We start from the raw sequence: 16,653 nt of genomic DNA, 5'->3' as shown, positions 1-16,653 counted from the left end.
GGTCCGGTCGGCTCAGCCGCGGACGGCGGCGAGGGACTCCCGGGCGGCGGCGGTGACGTGCTCGGCGGTGAAGCCGTACTCGGCGAACAGGGTCTTGGCGTCGGCGGAGGCGCCGAAGTGCTCCAGGGAGACGATCCGGCCCGCGTCGCCGACGAAGCGGTACCAGGTCAGGCCGATCCCGGCCTCGACGGCCACCCGGGCCTTCACGGACGGCGGCAGTACGCGGTCGCGGTACTCGCGCGGCTGCTCCTCGAACCACTCCACGGACGGCATCGACACCACCCGGGCGGGGGTGCCCTCCGCCTCCAGCGCCTCCCGCGCGGCCACGGCGAGCTGCACCTCGGAGCCGGTGGCGATCAGGAGGACGTCCGGGGCGCCGGTGGAGGCCTCCTTCAGGACGTAGCCACCGCGGGCGGCGTCCGGGTTCGGCTCGTACGTCGGCACGCCCTGGCGGGTCAGCGCGAGGCCGTGCGGGGCCGGGGCGGTGGAGTGCCGCTTGAGGATCTCGGCCCAGGCGGTCGCGGTCTCGTTGGCGTCGGCCGGGCGGACGACGTTGAGGCCGGGGATGGCGCGCAGGGCCGCCAGGTGCTCGACGGGCTGGTGGGTGGGACCGTCCTCGCCGAGGCCGATGGAGTCGTGCGTCCACACGTACGTCACCGGAAGCTGCATCAGCGCCGACATCCGCACCGCGTTGCGCATGTAGTCGGAGAAGACCAGGAAGGTGCCGCCGTACACGCGGGTGTTGCCGTGCAGGGCGATGCCGTTCATCTCCGCGGCCATGGAGAACTCGCGGATGCCGAAGTGCATGGTGCGCCCGTACGGGTCCGCACCGGGCAGCGGGTTGCCCTCGGGAAGGAAGGAGCTGGTCTTGTCGATGGTCGTGTTGTTGGAGCCGGCCAGGTCGGCGGAGCCGCCCCACAGTTCGGGCAGGACCGGGCCGAGGGCCTGGAGGACCTTGCCGGAGGCGGCGCGGGTGGCCACCGCCTTGCCGGGCTCGAACACCGGCAGCGCGTCCTGCCAGCCCTCGGGCAGGCGGCCCGCGACGACACGGTCGAAGAGCCGGGCGCGCTCCGGCTGGGCGCCGCGCCACTTGTCGAGCCGCTTGTCCCAGGCGGCGTGCGCCTCGGCGCCCCGGTCCAGGGCCCCGCGGGTGTGGGCGAGGACCTCGTCGGCGACCTCGAAGCTCTTCTCCGGGGCGAAGCCGAGGACGCGCTTGGTGGCCGCGACCTCGTCCTCACCGAGCGCCGAGCCGTGCGACGCCTCGGTGTTCTGCGCGTTCGGCGCGGGCCACGCGATGATCGTGCGCATGGCGATGATGGAGGGACGCCCGGTCTCGGCCTTCGCCGCCGTCAGCGCCGCGTACAGGGCGTGGACGTCGACGTCGCCGTTCCCGGCGGGCTCGATGCGCTGCACGTGCCAGCCGTAGGCCTCGTAGCGCTTCAGCACGTCCTCGGAGAAGGCGGTCGCGGTGTCGCCCTCGATGGAGATGTGGTTGTCGTCGTAGAGGAAAACCAGGTTGCCGAGCTTCTGGTGGCCGGCGAGGGACGACGCCTCGGCGGAGACGCCCTCCTGGAGGTCGCCGTCGGAGACGATCGCCCAGACCGTGTGGTCGAAGGGGGACTCGCCCGCGGGCGCCTCGGGGTCGAACAGGCCGCGCTCGTAACGGGCGGCCATCGCCATGCCCACCGCGTTGGCGACGCCCTGGCCGAGCGGGCCGGTGGTGGTCTCCACGCCGGCGGTGTGCCCGTACTCCGGGTGGCCCGGCGTCTTGGAGCCGTGCGTGCGGAACGCCTTCAGATCGTCCAGCTCCAGCTCGTACCCGGCGAGGTAGAGCTGGGTGTAGAGGGTCAGCGAGGTGTGCCCGGGGGACAGGACGAAGCGGTCACGCCCGGTCCACTCCGGGTCCGCGGGATCGTGCCGCATCACCTTCTGAAAGATCGTGTACGCCGCCGGGGCGAGGGCCATCGCCGTGCCCGGATGGCCGTTCCCCACCTTCTGCACCGCATCGGCCGCCAGAACACGGGCGGTGTCGACGGCACGCCGGTCGAGTTCGGTCCATTCGAAGCGGTCCGTTGTCTGCGTGCTCATCTTCAAGAAATCCTCGATCGGAGCCGGATATCTGGTCTGACGCGTTCAAACTTAAAAGTCTGACTTTTGGGAGTGAAGGTCGTGGTGTGCCAGCCTGTGGTGAAACTGGGACACGCCCCGGCGTCACGGCGCACGGGCGGCACGGCGCGAGAAGGACATGGCGGACGAACACACCCAACACGGCGACGGTGCCGGCGGTGACGGGATCAGAACCTTCCCCTTCCCGGTCGATCTCAGCCTCCTCGGCGTCGGCATGCAGGTCGGCCCCATGGGAGCCGGCCGCACCTGGCACGCTCATGCCCCGCTGCACCGCGTGCACCGCATCGACTTCCACGTCGTCATGCTCTTCACCGGCGGACCGGTCCGTCACATGATCGACTTCGCCGAGTACGAGGCGACGGCCGGCGATCTGCTGTGGATCCGTCCCGGCCAGGTCCACCGCTTCTCGCCCGACAGCGAGTACCGCGGAACGGTGCTGACCATGCAGCCCGGCTTTCTGCCCCGGGCCACCGTGGAGGCCACCGGCCTCTACCGCTACGACCTGCCGCCCCTGCTCCACCCCGACGAGGCCCGGCTCGCCGCGCTGACCGCCTCGCTCGAGCAGCTGCGACGCGAGTACGAGGACGCCACGACCCTCCCGCTCAGCCTGCACACCGCGGTGCTGCGGCACACGCTGAGCGCCTTCCTGTTGCGCCTGGCGCACCTCGCGGCCGGCTCGGCGCAGGAGGCGCAGCGGGGGCGGGGGCAGGCGGACGCGCCGGGGGACACCACCTTCACGCTCTTCCGGGACGCGGTCGAACGGGACTTCGCCACCAATCACAGCGTCAGCGCCTACGCCGACGCGCTCGGTTACTCGCGCCGCACCCTCGTCCGCGCGGTGCGGGCCGCGACCGGCGAGACACCCAAGGGCTTCATCGACAAGCGGGTGGTGCTGGAGGCCAAACGGCTCCTCGCGCACACCGACCTGCCGATCGGCCGGGTCGGTGCGGCGGTCGGCTTCCCGGACGCGGCGAACTTCTCCAAGTTCTTCCAGCAGCACACGGACATGACCCCGGCGGCGTTCCGGGCGGAGCTGCGCTGAGCCGCGGCACGACGAAGGGCTCCACGCGCACGTGGAGCCCTCCGCCCCGGCGGGGGCCGTGCGGGTCAGTGTCCGAAGCCGAACCAGTTCACGTTGACGAAGTCGGCCGGCTGGCCGCTGGTGAAGGTCAGATACACGTCATGGGTGCCGGTGACGGGACCGATGTTCGCCGGGACCGTCCGCCACGACTGCCAGCCGCCCGTACTGCCCACCGCGAAGCTCCCGACCGGCGCGCTGCCGCGGCTGTCCAGCCGCACCTCCACCAGGCCGCTGACGCCGGACGCCGCGCCGCTCGCGACCCGGGCGGTGAACTGCGTCGCGGGGTGCGAGCCGAAGTCCACGCCCTTGTACTGGGCCCAGTCGCCGTTCGCGAGCGCGCCGAGGTTCTGCCCGCCGCCCGCGTCGGTGGTGTCCTCGGTCATCGTGCCGGACTGGGCGTCGTACGACTCGGCCTGGACGGTGCCGTACGCGTCCCGGCCGCCGGCCGGGGGAGGCGTGGTGCCGCCCCCACCGGACGACAGCACCTGGACGTAGTCCACGAGCATCGGGTGGCCGGGCTGCGTGCCGGCGTCCGGGCCGCCGCCGAAGGCGTTCGGAAAACCGCCGCCCATCGCCACGTTGAGGATGACGTAGTAGCCGTGGTTCGTGGCGTTGGCCCAGGTCGTCGCGTCGACCTGGTTCTGGCGCACCGTGTGGTAGGTGGTTCCGTCGACGGAGAACCGGATCTCCTCCACGGCGGCCGAACGGTCCCACTCCACCCGGTACGTGTGGAACCCGGCCTGGCACGTGGCCCCGGGACAGGGCGTGTTGCCGCCGATGCCGCTGGTCTCGTTGCACGGGCCGCCGGGAGAGGTGCCGCAGTGCAGCGTGGCCCACACGGTGTTGAGGCCCTGCGTGTTCTCCATGATGTCGATCTCGCCGACGCCGGGCCAGTTCCAGTAGTTGCCGCGGTAGGGGCCGCCGAGCATCCAGAACGCCGGCCAGTAGCCCTTGGCCGCGGCGCCCGTGACGTTCGGGACCTGGATGCGGGCCTCCACGCGCAGCGTGCCGCCGGCCGGGGGCCGGAAGTCGGTGCGCCTCGTCTCGACGCGGCCCGACGTCCAGTTGCCGGCGCCGTCGCGCCGCGGGGTGATGCGCAGGTTGCCGTTGCCGTCCAGGGAGACGTTGTCCGTGCCGGCCGTCATCGTCTCGATCTCGCCGGTGCCCCAGTTGGCGGGGCCGCCGGGATACGAGGTGCCGGTCGCGTACTGCCAGTTCGAGGTGTTCACGCCGGAGCCGGCGGCGCCGTCGAAGTCGTCGGCGAAGACCTGCGTCCAGCCGGACGAGGGCGGGGGAGCGGAGGCGTTCGCGGAGGGGCCGGTGACGGCGGTGGCGGCCGCCGCCAGGCCGAGCGTGCCGACGACGGCCACCAGGGCCCGGCGCAGTGGTCTGCGCCGTCGGTGCGGGGTGCCGGAGGTCTCTCTCATGTGGGGGTCGCCTCTCGGGTGCGGGAGTGGGAAGCGCGGACGGTCCGAGTGCGCTCCGGTCGAGCGCTGAGAGCGCTCTCAGAGTGCGGCCAATGTGCTCCCGACGGTGGCCGTCGTCAAGAGGTGAAACCGAGAAAGTCCTTTGCCTGTAGGGGAGTTCAGTAGGTGAAGGGGTGCCGGCGGTGGTGAAGGGGGAGCAGCGAGCCGTGGGCCGAGCCGGTGCCGCCTGCGGCATCCCCCTGAGCGGCCCCACGGGCCACGGCTGCGGTCACCGGGTGCCGCCACCGGGCCCCCGGCCCCGTGCTTCAGGCGCGCGGCGGGGCCGGGGCGCGGGTCGCGGCGGTTCCCCCGCCGGGACCCGGACGCCAGCCGAGCGCCCGTGAGATCCCGCGCGCCGCCAGCCGCACCGCCGGGACCAGGACGGGAACCGCCGCGTCGGCGTGCGGGACGACCACCGACACGGCGGCGGCCACCGCCCCGTCCGGCCCGCGCACCGGAGCGGCCACCGACAGGGCGTCGTCGGTGACCTGGCGGTCGCTCACCGCCGCGCCGGTGCGGCGCACCTCGGCCAGCACGCGGCGCAGCCGCACCGGATCGGTGATCGTGTACGGGGTGAAGGAGGCGAGCGGGCCCGCGCGGTAGGCCTCCTGGAAGTCCGGTTCGCCGTGGGCGAGCAGCGCGAGCCCCACCCCGGTGGCGTGCAGCGGCCAGCGCGCCCCCACGCGGATGTGCACGCCGACCGCCGAGCGGCCGGACAGCCACTCGACGTAGACGACCTCGCCGCCGTCCCGGACCGCCAACTGCACGTTCTCGTGCGTCGCCTCGTACAGGTCCTCCAGGTACGGCAGGGCGATCTGGCGCAGCGCGAGGCCGCGCGGGGCGAGCGCGGCGACCTCCCACAGGCGCAGGCCGACGTGGTAGAGCCCGGCGCCGTCCCGTTCCAGCGCGCCCCATGCCGTCAGGGCGCCCACGAGACGGTGCGCGGTGGTGAGGCTGAGGCCGGCGCGGCGGCCGATGTCCGTCAGGCACAGGGCCGGGTGCTCGTGGTCGAACGCGGCGAGGACGGACAGGAGGCGGTCGGGCGCGGAGCGGTCGGGCATGGGCGTCCTTCCGGTGGGCCGGGCGGGGGTCGTCGGGCAGGTTACGGGGCAGGCCGGGCGAGGGGGAGGGCGTCCCGCCCAGCGGCACCCCCACAGCGCCGGGCCCGGGCGCCCCTCCCCCCCCAGCCCCGCCCCCGCACCGGGGCACCTCACGACGCCCCGGCCCACGACTACGGCGGCGCCGCGTGGACGTGCCATGATCGGCGTCAGGTGGCAGGGCCGTGAGGAGAGGGTGCCGGCGTGAGGCTGACGATTCTGGGCGGCGGCGGGTTCCGGGTGCCGCTCGTGTACGGCGCGCTCCTCGCGGACCGCGGCGAGGGGCGCGTGACCCGCGTCGTCCTGCACGACCTGGACGCCGGCCGGCTCTCGGCGGTCACCCGGGTGCTGGCCGAGCAGGCCGCCGGGGTGCCGGACGCCCCGGAGGTGACCGCCACGACCGACCTGGACGAGGCGCTGCGCGGCGCCGACTTCGTCTTCTCCGCCATCCGCGTCGGCGGCCTCCAGGGCCGCGCGGACGACGAACGCGTGGCCCTGGCCGAGGACGTCCTCGGCCAGGAGACGGTCGGCGCGGGCGGCATCGCCTACGGGCTGCGCACCGTCCCGGTCGCCGTCGACATCGCCCGCCGCGTGGCCCGCCTGGCGCCCGACGCCTGGGTCATCAACTTCACCAACCCGGCCGGCCTGGTCACCGAGGCCATGTCCCGGCACCTCGGCGACCGCGTCATCGGCATCTGCGACTCCCCGGTCGGCCTCGGCCGCCGCATCGCCCGCGTGCTCGGCGCAGACCCGGCGCAGGCCTGGATCGACTACGTCGGCCTCAACCACCTCGGCTGGGTCCGCGGCCTGCGCGTCGCCGGCCGCGACCAGCTCCCGCGCCTGCTCGCCGACCCCGCGCTGCTCGGCTCCTTCGAGGAGGGCCGGCTCTTCGGCGCCGAGTGGCTCCGCTCGCTGGGCGCGATCCCCAACGAGTACCTGCACTACTACTACTTCAACCGGGAAGCCGTCCGCGCCTACCAGGAGGCGGAACGGACCCGCGGCGCCTTCCTGCGCGACCAGCAGGCCCGCTTCTACGAGGAGATGGGCCGTCCCGGCACGCCCGCCCTCGCCGCCTGGGACCGCACCCGCGCCGAACGCGAGGCCACCTACATGGCCGAGAACCGGGAGGCGGCCGGCGCCGGGGAGCGCGAGGCCGACGACCTGTCCGGCGGCTACGAGAAGGTGGCACTGGCCCTGATGCGGGCCGTCGCCCGCGACGAACGCACGGTCCTCATCCTCAACGTCCGCAACCGCGGCACCCTGTCCGTCCTCGACTCCGAGGCGGTGATCGAGGTCCCGTGCGTGGTCGACGCGAGCGGCGCGCACCCGGTGGCCGTCGACCCGTTGCCGGGGCACGCCACCGGGCTGGTCTGCGCGGTCAAGGCCGTCGAACGGGAGGTGCTGGAGGCGGCCGCAACCGGCTCGCGCGCCACGGCCGTCAAGGCCTTCGCCCTGCACCCGCTCGTCGACTCGGTGAACGTCGCCCGCCGCCTCGTCGACGGCTACACGAGCGTCCACCCGGGGCTGGCCTACCTCAGGTAGCCCAGCCCAGCCCCGCCCCCGGTCACCGGCCGCCCGGGCTGGTACCCCCGGCTCCGGGCCGACACTATGGTCCACGGACACCTCGCCGGGACCCGGACCACCCGGCACCACCGCGGCGTGTCCGGCCGACGCCGCAGAGAAAGGAACCGGCTCCGGTGCTCGATGAGCTGATGCCCGACACGGTCGTGACCGTCGAGGCCCACGACCTGGAGGACGCCGGGCACTCGCCGCTCCTCCCCGAGGAGGAGCCGCTCGTCGCCCGGTCGGTCGACAAGCGGCGCCGGGAGTTCACCGTCGTCCGGTCCTGCGCCCGCCGGGCCATGCGCAAGCTCGGCGTCCCTCCGCAGCCCGTCCTGCCCGGAGAGCGCGGCGCACCGCGCTGGCCGGCCGGCCTGGTGGGCAGCATGACCCACTGCGACGGCTACTGCGCCGCCGCCCTGGCCCGCGGCACCGACCTGGCGTCGATCGGCATCGACGCCGAACCCGACGGGCCGCTGCTCGACGGTGTCCTGCCCGTGGTGTCCCTGCCGGGCGAGGCGGAGCGGCTGCGCCGCCTGGCGGGTGAACACCCCGGCATCCACTGGGAGCGGCTGCTGTTCAGCGCCAAGGAGTCCGTCTACAAGGCGTGGTTCCCCCTGACCGGGCAGTGGCTCGACTTCTCGGAGGCCGACATCGAGATCTCCGTGGACCCCGACGACGACCGCCGCGGCGGGCTGCTCGCCGCTCTCCTGGTGCCGGGGCCGTGGGTGGGCGGCCGCCGGCTGACCCACTTCACGGGCCGCTGGACGGCTCGCCACGGCCTGGTCGCCACGGTGATCACGGTCCCGCACGCCTGACCCCACGACCCCCACGGCACCGAGCGGCCCGCCCCGGGTCACGGGTTCGGCGGGCACCAGCTCCCCAGCAGCCGGAAGAAGGCGTCCTCGTTCCCGGTCAGGCCCGCGGCCTCGAGCGCCTGCTCCGCCTCGGCGAGCACGGAGGGCGGGACGACGGGCGGGCCGGCCGCCGTGTCGAAGCCGGCCCGCACGGTGTGCAGGAGGCGCAGATAGGCCTGAACGGCGGTGCGCTCGCGGTCGGTCAGCACGGCGGTGGTCATCGGTCGGCTCTCCCCACAACGACGTCGGCGGTCACGCGCCCCCGCACCGCGGTGGCACGTCCACCAGCTTGCCGCCCACCACTGACAATCCCCCCGGGCCGCGCCCGCACGCCCTCGGAAGAACGCGCGGCCGGCCAGGGTCAGGAATCGGGCCGTTTGACGCTCTCCAGGAGCATGTCCAGCCACTGGGCGACCTTGTCGCGGTGCTGGTCGGTGGGGAGTTGAGCGGCGCGCCAGGCGATGCCCCGCACGCCGTGGTCCTGCAGCAGCCGCTCCAGCGGATCGTCGGCGGCGCCCGCCGCCGCCCGCTCGCGGTCGGCGAGCTGCTGCAGCAACTCCTGCTCGGTGTGCTGCAGGGCGCTCGCGAGCGCCTCGGGGTCCTCGGCGGTGAGGAAGCCGGCGTGCACGCGGAAGAAGCGCTGGATGGCGTCGCAGTGTTCCATGGTGGGACGCCGGTCGCCGTTGATGAGGGCGCCCGCCTGCTGCCGGGACATGCCCGCGCCGTCGGCGATCTCCTGCTGGGTGTACCGGCGGCCGTTGGGCTTGAGACGGGTGCGCCGCAGCAGGTCCAGCCGCTGCACGAACCGTGCCTGCACGTCCGGCTCGCCCGCGGGCCGGCCGCTCAGCAGGGCCCCCACCACGGGTTCGGGGACGCCGGAGGCGACGGAGAGGGCGCCGACGTCGAAGACCTCGGTGTGTGCCACGCCGAGCCGGTCCGCGAGTGCGGTGACGCGGGCGACCACGGCCTGCAGCACGGCCGTCGGCATGGCACCCGGACCCTCGAAGCCACCGGTCACCGACAGATCTCCTACGTCTCTCACAGCCCTCACAGGCTTCTCACAAGCGGTAGCCGTGAACTTCCCGGAGAGTAGCCTGCCGCTCGAACTCACATCCAGGTCTCGCCACAACTGTGGCCTATTTCAGCCGTCAACAGGCACGAAATGCCACGATAGTTGACACGCCTCGCGTCGGGGCAGCAGGATCGGGACGCCGCGAGAAGGCCGCATAGGCAAGAGGGGTGACCTCCCGATGGCATTTCAGGCAGGAGGGCAGCGGCCGGCACCGCGGCCCGGTCCCGCGACCCCCGACGCCCAGGCGTATCTCCAGGACTACGCCGCCCTCCTGGAGGCCGTGCCCTTCCCCTCCCTCGTCGTCGACCACCGCTGGGACGTGGTCCTGGCCAACGGCGCCTTCCGGACGCTCTTCCGGGGCGCGGGCGCGCACCCGACGGCCATGCCGGCCGACAACTTCCTCAGGTTCGTCCTCTTCCACCCGGACGCGTCCGCGGTGCTCGCGGACCACGAGGCGAGCTGGTGCCTGCCCATGCTGGCGCAGTTCGCCGCCGCCATGGAGAAGTACGGGCACGACGCCGGGCTGCAGGCCGTCCGCCGGGACATCGCCCAGGACCCGATCATGGAGGCCGCCTACCGCCAGGGCCTGCCGCACTGGGTCCACGCCGTCGGCGTGGAGGCCGTCGAGCACGACGGCGCCGTACGGCCGCTGCACCACCCCGATCCGCGCTGGGGCGCCACCGAGTGCCGCGTGGTCGTCGAGACGCCCAGGTCGCTGGAGGAACTCGGCTACACGCGGCTGACGCTGGTCCTGCGCGAGACGCGCCGCTCCCCACAGCGCACCGGCCGGACCCGCCGCCCCGCCGCCCACCTGAGGGTCGTCCCCGCGACGGACTGAGCGCGCCCGCGCCGGGCCCGGCGAGCCTTCGTGGAAGCTGTTGCCGCACCGTTCCCACGCCCTGTGATGTGTGACATAGTACTGACGTGATCGAGTCGCCGACCTGCGATGTCGTGGTGGTCGGGGCCGGAATGGTGGGCGCCGCGTGTGCGTGGTACGCCGCCCGCGCCGGGCTCGACGTGACGGTGGTGGACCGCGGCCCGGTGGCCGGCGGCACCACGGGAGCGGGGGAGGGCAACCTCCTGGTCTCCGACAAGGAACCCGGCCCGGAGCTCGGACTCGCCCTGCTCTCCGGCCGGTTGTGGAGCGCGCTGGCCGAGGACCTGGGCCGGGCGGCCGAGTACGAACCCAAGGGCGGTGTCGTCGTCGCGGCCACCCCCGGGGCGCTGACCGGGCTGGAGGCCTTCGCCGCGGGCCAGCGGGCGGCCGGCGTGGAGGCCGTGAGCGTCCCCGCGGACCGGCTGCACGACCTCGAACCCCACCTCGCCCCCGGCCTCGCGGGCGCCGTCCACTATCCGCAGGACGCCCAGGTCATGCCCGCCCTGGCCGCGGCACACCTGCTGCGGGCGTCGGGGGCCCGGCTGCACACCGGCCGCACGGTGACCGGCGTGCTGCGCGGCCCGGACGGCGCCGTGCGCGGGGTGCGCACGGACCGGGGCGACCTGCACGCCCCGGCGGTCGTCAACGCGGCCGGCCCCTGGGGCGGCGAGGTGGCGGCCCTGGCCGGGGTGCGGCTGCCGGTCCTGCCCAGGCGGGGCTACGTCCTGGTCACCGAACCGCTGCCGCGCCGGGTGCGGCACAAGGTGTACGCGGCGGACTACGTCGCCGACGTCGCCAGCGACTCCGCCGGCCTGCAGACCTCCCCGGTGGTGGAGGGCACCGCCGCGGGCCCCGTCCTCATCGGCGCCAGCCGCGAACGGGTCGGCTTCGACCGGTCGGTGTCGCTCCCGGCGCTGCGGGCACTGGCGGCCGGCGCGACGCGCCTGTTCCCGTTCCTCGCCGGGGTACGGGCCATGCGGACGTACGCCGGTTTCCGGCCGTATCTGCCCGACCACCTGCCCGCGGTCGGCCCCGACCCGAGGGTGCCCGGACTCCTGCACGCCTGCGGGCACGAGGGCGCGGGCATCGGGCTGTCCACCGGCACCGGACACCTGATCGCCCAGGTCCTGTGCGGCGAGGCGCCCGCACTCGACCTCGCCCCGTTCCGCCCCGACCGCTTCGCCGAGGAGGTTGTGTGAAAGTTCGCCGAGAAGGCCGCCGGAACCCGCTGCGCCTGGTCCGCGCCCGGCCCCGCCCCGCCCGCACGGTCACCTTCGACGGCCGGGAGATCGAGGCGCTGCCCGGCCGGACGGTCGCCGCGGTGCTCTGGGCGGCGGGCATCACCTCCTGGCGCACCACCCGGGGCGGCGGCCGGCCCCGCGGGGTGTTCTGCGGGGTCGGCGTGTGCTTCGACTGCCTGGTCACGGTCAACGGCCGTCCCAACCAGCGGGCCTGCCTGGTGCCCGCACGGCCGGGCGACGTGATCCGCACCCAGGAGGGGACCGGGCATGAGGACTGAACTGGCCGTGATCGGCGCGGGACCCGCGGGGCTCGCGGCGGCACTGGCGGCTTCCGCGAGGGGCGTCCACGTCACGGTGGTCGACGGGGCGGCGGAGCCGGGCGGGCAGTTCTACCGGCAGCCCGCCCCCGCGCTGGGCGCCCGGCGCGCCCGTGCCCTCCACCACGGGTGGCGCACCTGGGAGCGGCTGCGCGACGGACTCGCCGCGAGCGACGTGGGCGTCCTGACGGAACACCAGGTCTGGTTCGTCGAGCGGCGCTCCGGCGCCGTCACCGTGCACGCCCTGCGCGGGCCCGGCGAGGACGAGCCGGTGGCCGTGCACGCCGACGCCGTGCTGCTCGCCACCGGCGGTCACGAGTACGTCCTGCCCTTCCCCGGCTGGACCCTGCCCGGCGTCCTCACGGCCGGGGGCGCCCAGGCCATGCTCAAGGGCGCCCTGGTGGTGCCGGGCCGGACCGCCGTCGTCGCCGGCACCGGGCCGCTGCTGCTGCCCGTGGCGGCCGGCCTCGCGGCGGCCGGCGTACGGGTGGCGGCACTCGTCGAGTCGGCCGCACCCGGGCACGTCGCCCGCCATGCCCGCGCCCTGGCCGGCAGGCTCCCCGAGGGCGCCGGGTACGCCGCCCGGCTGCTGCGCCACCGCGTCCGCACACTGACCCGGCACACCGTCGTCCGCGCGCACGGCGACGACCGGCTGACCGGCGTCACCGTCGCCGCCCTCGACGCCGGCGGTCACACCCGGCCCGGCACCGAACGGCACCTCACCTGCGACACCCTGGCCGTCGGCCACGGCATGCTCCCGCACACCGACCTCGCCGACGGCCTCGGCTGCCGCCTGGACGGCACGTCGGTGGCCGTCGACACGGAGCAGCGCACCAGTGTGCCGGGGGTGTGGGCGGCGGGGGAGGCCACCGGCATCGGCGGCGCCGGTCTCGCGCTCGCCGAGGGGCACATCGCCGGCCGATCGATCGCCGCCCGGCTGCGGGGCACCGGGCCGGACCCCGCGGGACGGGCGCCGGCCGCCAGGACGCGCGAGGAGCTGCGGACGTCCGCCGCCGCCCTCGCCGCCGCCTTCCCCCCGCCCGTGCGCTGGACCGACCGTGTCACCGACGACACCGTCGTCTGCCGCTGCGAGGAGGTCACGGCCGGTGCCGTCCGCGAGGCCGCCGGCGGCCTCGGCGCGGGCGACGTCCGCACCGTGAAACTGCTGACCCGGGCCGGGATGGGCTGGTGCCAGGGGCGGATGTGCGCCCCCGCCGTCGCCGGCCTCACCGGATGCGCCCCCGCCCCGTCCCGGCGGCCCTTCGCCCGCCCCGTCCCCCTCGGAGTCCTCGCCCAGCCACAGCCCGAACCACCGGAGGAAGGACACTCATGACCGACCACCGTCCCTGGCGCGGCGTCCTCGTCGCCACCGCGCTCCCGCTGACCGACGACCTCCGCGTGGACTTCGACGCCTACGCCGAGCACTGCTCCTGGCTGGTGGCGAACGGCTGCGACGGCGTCGTGCCCAACGGATCGCTCGGCGAGTACCAGGTGCTCACCCCCGAGGAGCGGAGCCGGGTCGTCGAGACCGCCGTCGCCGCGATCGGCGGGGAACGGGTGATGCCGGGCGTCGCCGCCTACGGGTCCGCCGAGGCCCGCCGCTGGGCCGAGCAGGCCCGGGAGGCCGGCTGCGGCGCCGTCATGCTCCTGCCGCCCAACGCCTACCGCGCCGACGAGCGTTCCGTCCTCGCCCACTACGCCGAGGTCGCGCGGGCCGGCCTGCCCGTCGTCGCCTACAACAACCCCGTCGACACCAAGGTCGACCTGGTGCCCGAGCTGCTCGCCCGGCTGCACGGCGAGGGACACATCCGGGGCGTCAAGGAGTTCTCCGGCGACGTCCGCCGCGCCTACCGCATCGCCGAACTCGCCCCGGAACTCGACCTGCTGACCGGCGCCGACGACGTCCTGCTGGAGCTGGCGGTCGCGGGCGCGAAGGGCTGGGTCGCCGGCTACCCCAACGCCCTGCCCACCTCCTGCGTCGAGCTGTACCGCGCCGCGACGGCCGGGGACCTGACCACCGCGCAGCGGCTGTACCGGCAGCTGCACCCGCTGCTGCGCTGGGACTCGCGGGTCGAGTTCGTCCAGGCCATCAAGCTGTCCATGGACATCGCGGGCCGTCACGGCGGCGCTTGCCGCCCACCCCGCGTACCGCTGCTGCCCGGACAGGAGGCCGCCGTCCGCGCCGCCACCGAGAAGGCCCTCGCGGCCGGACTGGCGTAGGGAGTCCGTCATGCGCAGCAGACTCGTCCTGCACGCCGTCGACTCGCACACCGAGGGCATGCCCACCCGCGTGATCACCGGCGGGATCGGCACCATCCCCGGCGCGACCATGAACGAACGGCGGCTGTACTTCCGCGAACACCGCGACGACGTCAAGCGACTGCTGATGAACGAGCCGCGCGGGCACTCCGCCATGAGCGGCGCGATCCTCCAGCCGCCCACCCGGCCCGACTGCGACTGGGGCGTCGTCTACATCGAGGTCTCCGGCTACCTGCCCATGTGCGGCCACGGCACGATCGGCGTGGCGACCGTCCTCGTGGAGACCGGCATGGTCGAGGTGACCGAACCCGTCACCGTCATCCGCCTCGACACCCCCGCGGGCCCCGTCGTCGCCGAGGTTGCCGTCGAGGGCGGTGCGGCGAAGGCCGTGACGCTGCGCAACGTGCCGTCCTTCGCCGTCGCCCTCGACCGCGAGGCGACCCTGCCCGACGGCCGGACGGTGACGTACGACCTCGCCTACGGCGGCAACTTCTACGCCGTCCTGCCGCTGGAGCGGCTCGGGCTGCCCTTCGACCGCTCCCGCAAGGACGACATCCTCGCCGCCGGTCTGGCGCTCATGGACGCCATCAACGCCCAGGGAGAGCCGGTCCACCCGGAGGACCCGTCCATCCACGGCTGCCACCACGTCCAGGTGACCGCGCCCGATGCCACCGCCCGCCACTCGCGGCACGCCATGGTGATCCACCCCGGCTGGTTCGACCGCTCGCCCTGCGGCACCGGCACCAGCGCCCGCATGGCACAGCTGCACGCCCGCGGCGAACTCCCGCTGGACACCGAGTTCGTGAACGAGTCGTTCATCGGCACCCGGTTCACGGGCCGGCTGCTCGGCACGACCGAGGTCGCCGGACACCCGGCCGTCCTGCCCAGCTTCACCGGCCGCGCCTGGATCACCGGTACCGCCCAGTACCTGCTGGACCCGGAGGACCCCTTCCCGGCAGGCTTCGTGCTGTGAACACCGTCAGCACGGGCACCGGCCCGTCCCTGCCGCGCCTCGGCGGCCGCAGGCCCAGCCACCGGGAGCGGGTCGCCGACGCGCTGCGGGCCGCGCTGATCGCGGGCGAACTGCGGCCCGGCGAGGTGTACTCGGCGCCCGGCCTCGCCGCCCGCTTCGGCGTCTCGGCCACGCCGGTGCGCGAGGCCCTGCTCGACCTCGCCAAGGAAGGGCTGGTCGACACCGTCCCCAACAAGGGGTTCCGGGTCACGGCCGTCTCCGACCGGCAGCTCGACGAGTACACCCACATCCGCTCGCTCGTCGAGATCCCGACCACCGCCGCCCTGGCCGGCACCGCCGACCCGGTCGCCCTCGAGGCGCTCCGCCCGGTCGCCGAGGAGATCGTCGCGGCCGCGGTGGCCGGCGACCTCATCGCCTACGTCGAGGCTGACCTGCGCTTCCACCTCGGCCTGCTGGCCCTGGCGGGCAACGGGCACCTGGTGGAGGTCGTCCGGGACCTGCGCCGGCGCTCACGGCTGTACGGGCTGACGGCGCTGGTGGAACAGGGCCGCCTGGAGGCGTCGGCCCAGGAGCACCTGGAGATCCTCGACGCGCTGCTCGCCCGGGACGAGCGGGCGGTGCGGGACGTGATGGCCCGGCACCTCGGACACGTGCGGGGCCTGTGGGCGGGAGCATGACACCGGTACGCAAGCGGCTTGCATAACTTGCGCTACGCTTGCGCGCATGACGCGACGACTTGCCGAGGTGGCCAAGAAGGTCGGGGTCAGCGAGGCCACGGTCAGCCGGGTGCTCAACAACAAGCCCGGAGTCTCCGAGGCCACCCGGCAGGCGGTGCTCTCCGCCCTGGACGTGCTCGGCTACGAACGGCCCACCCAGCTGCGCGGTGAGCGGGCCCGGCTGGTCGGCCTGGTCCTGCCCGAGCTGCAGAACCCGATCTTCCCGGCCTTCGCCGAGGTCATCGGCGGGGCCCTGGCCCAGCTCGGCCTCACCCCGGTGCTGTGCACGCAGACCAAGGGCGGGGTCTCGGAGGCCGACTACGTCGACCTGCTGCTGCAACAGCAGGTCTCCGGCGTGGTGTTCGCCGGCGGACTGTACGCGCAGGCCGACGCGTCCCACGACCACTACGAGCGCCTCGCCGAACGCAACATCCCGGTCGTCCTGGTCAACGCCGGCATCGAGCACCTGGGCTTCCCCGGCGTCTCCTGCGACGACGCGGTGGCGGTGGAGCAGGCCTGGCGGCACCTCGCCTCGCTCGGCCACGAGCGGATCGGCCTGGTGCTCGGCCCCGGTGACCACATGCCCTCCGGACGCAAGCTGGCCGCCGCCCGGACCATCGGGGAGGTGCCCGACGAGTACGTCGCGCGTGCCATGTTCTCCATCGAGGGCGGCCACGCCGCGGCCTCCCGCCTCATCGACCGGGGCGTCACCGGCTTCATCTGCGCCAGCGACCCGCTGGCCCTCGGTGTCGTACGGGCCGCCCGGCGCAGGGGTCTCGACGTGCCGTCGCGCATCTCCGTCGTGGGGTACGACGACTCCGCGCTGATGAACTGCACCGAGCCGCCCCTCACCACCGTCCGGCAGCCCATCGAGGCCATGGGCCGGGCCGTGGTGGAGCTGCTGAACGCGCAGATCAACGGCAGTTCCGTCGCCGCCGAAGAGCTGCTCTTCGAGCCCGAGCTGGTGGTGCGGGGCTCGACCGCGCAGGCGCCCCGGACCTGAGATCCGC

General features: G+C 74.4%; 16 protein-coding genes. 11 read left to right on the top strand and 5 right to left on the bottom strand.

The window, feature by feature from the left end; all coding sequences use genetic code 11:
- Nucleotides 1-12 precede the first annotated feature (12 nt).
- A complete protein-coding gene (gene tkt / locus ACGF3H_RS09290; RefSeq protein ID WP_362488278.1) occupies nucleotides 13-2,088 on the bottom strand; it encodes a transketolase in 2,076 nt (691 codons plus the stop codon).
- Nucleotides 2,089-2,245: 157 nt separating this feature from the next.
- Here tkt and ACGF3H_RS09285 point away from each other — a divergent pair, with 157 nt between their 5' ends.
- Nucleotides 2,246-3,169 (top strand): AraC family transcriptional regulator, encoded by a 924-nt coding sequence (locus tag ACGF3H_RS09285; RefSeq protein ID WP_362488280.1) that lies wholly within the window; start codon nucleotides 2,246-2,248, stop codon nucleotides 3,167-3,169.
- Nucleotides 3,170-3,234: 65 nt separating this feature from the next.
- On the opposite strand, the gene ACGF3H_RS09280 is transcribed toward ACGF3H_RS09285, so the two are convergent.
- Nucleotides 3,235-4,635 carry a glycoside hydrolase family 16 protein gene (locus tag ACGF3H_RS09280; protein WP_362488282.1) on the bottom strand — a complete coding sequence of 467 codons (1,401 nt, stop codon included), beginning with the start codon at nucleotides 4,633-4,635 and terminating at the stop codon, nucleotides 3,235-3,237.
- Between the two features lie 305 nt (nucleotides 4,636-4,940).
- On the bottom strand, nucleotides 4,941-5,735 hold the full coding sequence (locus ACGF3H_RS09275) for an IclR family transcriptional regulator (RefSeq protein WP_362488284.1): 795 nt from the start codon (nucleotides 5,733-5,735) through the stop codon (nucleotides 4,941-4,943).
- A 240-nt stretch (nucleotides 5,736-5,975) separates the two neighbouring features.
- On the opposite strand from ACGF3H_RS09275, the gene ACGF3H_RS09270 reads away from it, so the two are divergent.
- A complete protein-coding gene (locus tag ACGF3H_RS09270) occupies nucleotides 5,976-7,313 on the top strand; it encodes a 6-phospho-beta-glucosidase (protein WP_362488286.1) in 1,338 nt (445 codons plus the stop codon).
- Between the two features lie 155 nt (nucleotides 7,314-7,468).
- Nucleotides 7,469-8,149 carry a 4'-phosphopantetheinyl transferase superfamily protein gene (locus ACGF3H_RS09265; RefSeq protein WP_362488288.1) on the top strand — a complete coding sequence of 227 codons (681 nt, stop codon included), beginning with the start codon at nucleotides 7,469-7,471 and terminating at the stop codon, nucleotides 8,147-8,149.
- 38 nt (nucleotides 8,150-8,187) lie between these two features.
- Here ACGF3H_RS09265 and ACGF3H_RS09260 read toward each other — a convergent pair whose 3' ends face one another.
- Nucleotides 8,188-8,409 (bottom strand): hypothetical protein, encoded by a 222-nt coding sequence (locus tag ACGF3H_RS09260; protein ID WP_362488290.1) that lies wholly within the window; start codon nucleotides 8,407-8,409, stop codon nucleotides 8,188-8,190.
- A gap of 140 nt (nucleotides 8,410-8,549) precedes the next feature.
- Nucleotides 8,550-9,206: a helix-turn-helix transcriptional regulator gene (locus ACGF3H_RS09255; RefSeq protein WP_362488292.1), complete on the bottom strand. Its 657-nt coding sequence runs from the start codon at nucleotides 9,204-9,206 to the stop codon at nucleotides 8,550-8,552.
- Nucleotides 9,207-9,438: 232 nt separating this feature from the next.
- On the opposite strand from ACGF3H_RS09255, the gene ACGF3H_RS09250 reads away from it, so the two are divergent.
- The 8 genes from ACGF3H_RS09250 (at nucleotide 9,439) to ACGF3H_RS09215 (ending at nucleotide 16,646) form a co-directional block, all read left to right on the top strand.
- Nucleotides 9,439-10,098 carry a hypothetical protein gene (locus ACGF3H_RS09250; RefSeq protein WP_362488294.1) on the top strand — a complete coding sequence of 220 codons (660 nt, stop codon included), beginning with the start codon at nucleotides 9,439-9,441 and terminating at the stop codon, nucleotides 10,096-10,098.
- Nucleotides 10,099-10,184: 86 nt separating this feature from the next.
- On the top strand, nucleotides 10,185-11,336 hold the full coding sequence (locus ACGF3H_RS09245) for an FAD-binding oxidoreductase (protein WP_362488296.1): 1,152 nt from the start codon (nucleotides 10,185-10,187) through the stop codon (nucleotides 11,334-11,336).
- Nucleotides 11,333-11,656, top strand: a complete 324-nt coding sequence (locus ACGF3H_RS09240) for a (2Fe-2S)-binding protein (RefSeq protein WP_362488298.1) — start codon at nucleotides 11,333-11,335, stop codon at nucleotides 11,654-11,656. Before ACGF3H_RS09245 ends, ACGF3H_RS09240 begins: the two co-directional genes overlap by 4 nt.
- Nucleotides 11,646-13,028 (top strand): FAD-dependent oxidoreductase, encoded by a 1,383-nt coding sequence (locus tag ACGF3H_RS09235; RefSeq protein ID WP_362488301.1) that lies wholly within the window; start codon nucleotides 11,646-11,648, stop codon nucleotides 13,026-13,028. Before ACGF3H_RS09240 ends, ACGF3H_RS09235 begins: the two co-directional genes overlap by 11 nt.
- Nucleotides 13,025-13,915, top strand: a complete 891-nt coding sequence (locus tag ACGF3H_RS09230) for a dihydrodipicolinate synthase family protein (protein WP_362488303.1) — start codon at nucleotides 13,025-13,027, stop codon at nucleotides 13,913-13,915. Before ACGF3H_RS09235 ends, ACGF3H_RS09230 begins: the two co-directional genes overlap by 4 nt.
- A 10-nt stretch (nucleotides 13,916-13,925) precedes the next feature.
- On the top strand, nucleotides 13,926-14,927 hold the full coding sequence (locus ACGF3H_RS09225) for a proline racemase family protein (RefSeq protein WP_362488305.1): 1,002 nt from the start codon (nucleotides 13,926-13,928) through the stop codon (nucleotides 14,925-14,927).
- Nucleotides 14,924-15,604 carry a GntR family transcriptional regulator gene (locus ACGF3H_RS09220; RefSeq protein WP_362488307.1) on the top strand — a complete coding sequence of 227 codons (681 nt, stop codon included), beginning with the start codon at nucleotides 14,924-14,926 and terminating at the stop codon, nucleotides 15,602-15,604. The genes ACGF3H_RS09225 and ACGF3H_RS09220 overlap by 4 nt, the downstream gene beginning before the upstream one ends.
- A gap of 46 nt (nucleotides 15,605-15,650) precedes the next feature.
- A complete protein-coding gene (locus ACGF3H_RS09215; protein ID WP_362488309.1) occupies nucleotides 15,651-16,646 on the top strand; it encodes a LacI family DNA-binding transcriptional regulator in 996 nt (331 codons plus the stop codon).
- The last annotated feature ends 7 nt before the right edge of the window (nucleotides 16,647-16,653 follow it).

The sequence above is a fragment of the Streptomyces sp. NPDC048185 genome, from assembly GCF_043202495.1.
Classification (GTDB): Bacteria; Actinomycetota; Actinomycetes; order Streptomycetales; family Streptomycetaceae; genus Streptomyces.
Note: the sequence above shows the minus strand (reverse complement) of the source record. Positions and strands in the feature narration are given on the sequence as shown.

Coding starts and splice junctions, on each gene's coding strand:
- ACGF3H_RS09225 (WP_362488305.1), top strand. CDS start 13,926: ATGCGCAGCAGACTCGTCCTGCACGCCGTCGACTCGCACACCGAGGGC.
- ACGF3H_RS09235 (WP_362488301.1), top strand. CDS start 11,646: ATGAGGACTGAACTGGCCGTGATCGGCGCGGGACCCGCGGGGCTCGCG.
- ACGF3H_RS09215 (WP_362488309.1), top strand. CDS start 15,651: ATGACGCGACGACTTGCCGAGGTGGCCAAGAAGGTCGGGGTCAGCGAG.
- ACGF3H_RS09230 (WP_362488303.1), top strand. CDS start 13,025: ATGACCGACCACCGTCCCTGGCGCGGCGTCCTCGTCGCCACCGCGCTC.
- tkt (WP_362488278.1), bottom strand. CDS start 2,088: ATGAGCACGCAGACAACGGACCGCTTCGAATGGACCGAACTCGACCGG.
- ACGF3H_RS09275 (WP_362488284.1), bottom strand. CDS start 5,735: ATGCCCGACCGCTCCGCGCCCGACCGCCTCCTGTCCGTCCTCGCCGCG.
- ACGF3H_RS09285 (WP_362488280.1), top strand. CDS start 2,246: ATGGCGGACGAACACACCCAACACGGCGACGGTGCCGGCGGTGACGGG.
- ACGF3H_RS09280 (WP_362488282.1), bottom strand. CDS start 4,635: ATGAGAGAGACCTCCGGCACCCCGCACCGACGGCGCAGACCACTGCGC.
- ACGF3H_RS09250 (WP_362488294.1), top strand. CDS start 9,439: ATGGCATTTCAGGCAGGAGGGCAGCGGCCGGCACCGCGGCCCGGTCCC.
- ACGF3H_RS09260 (WP_362488290.1), bottom strand. CDS start 8,409: ATGACCACCGCCGTGCTGACCGACCGCGAGCGCACCGCCGTTCAGGCC.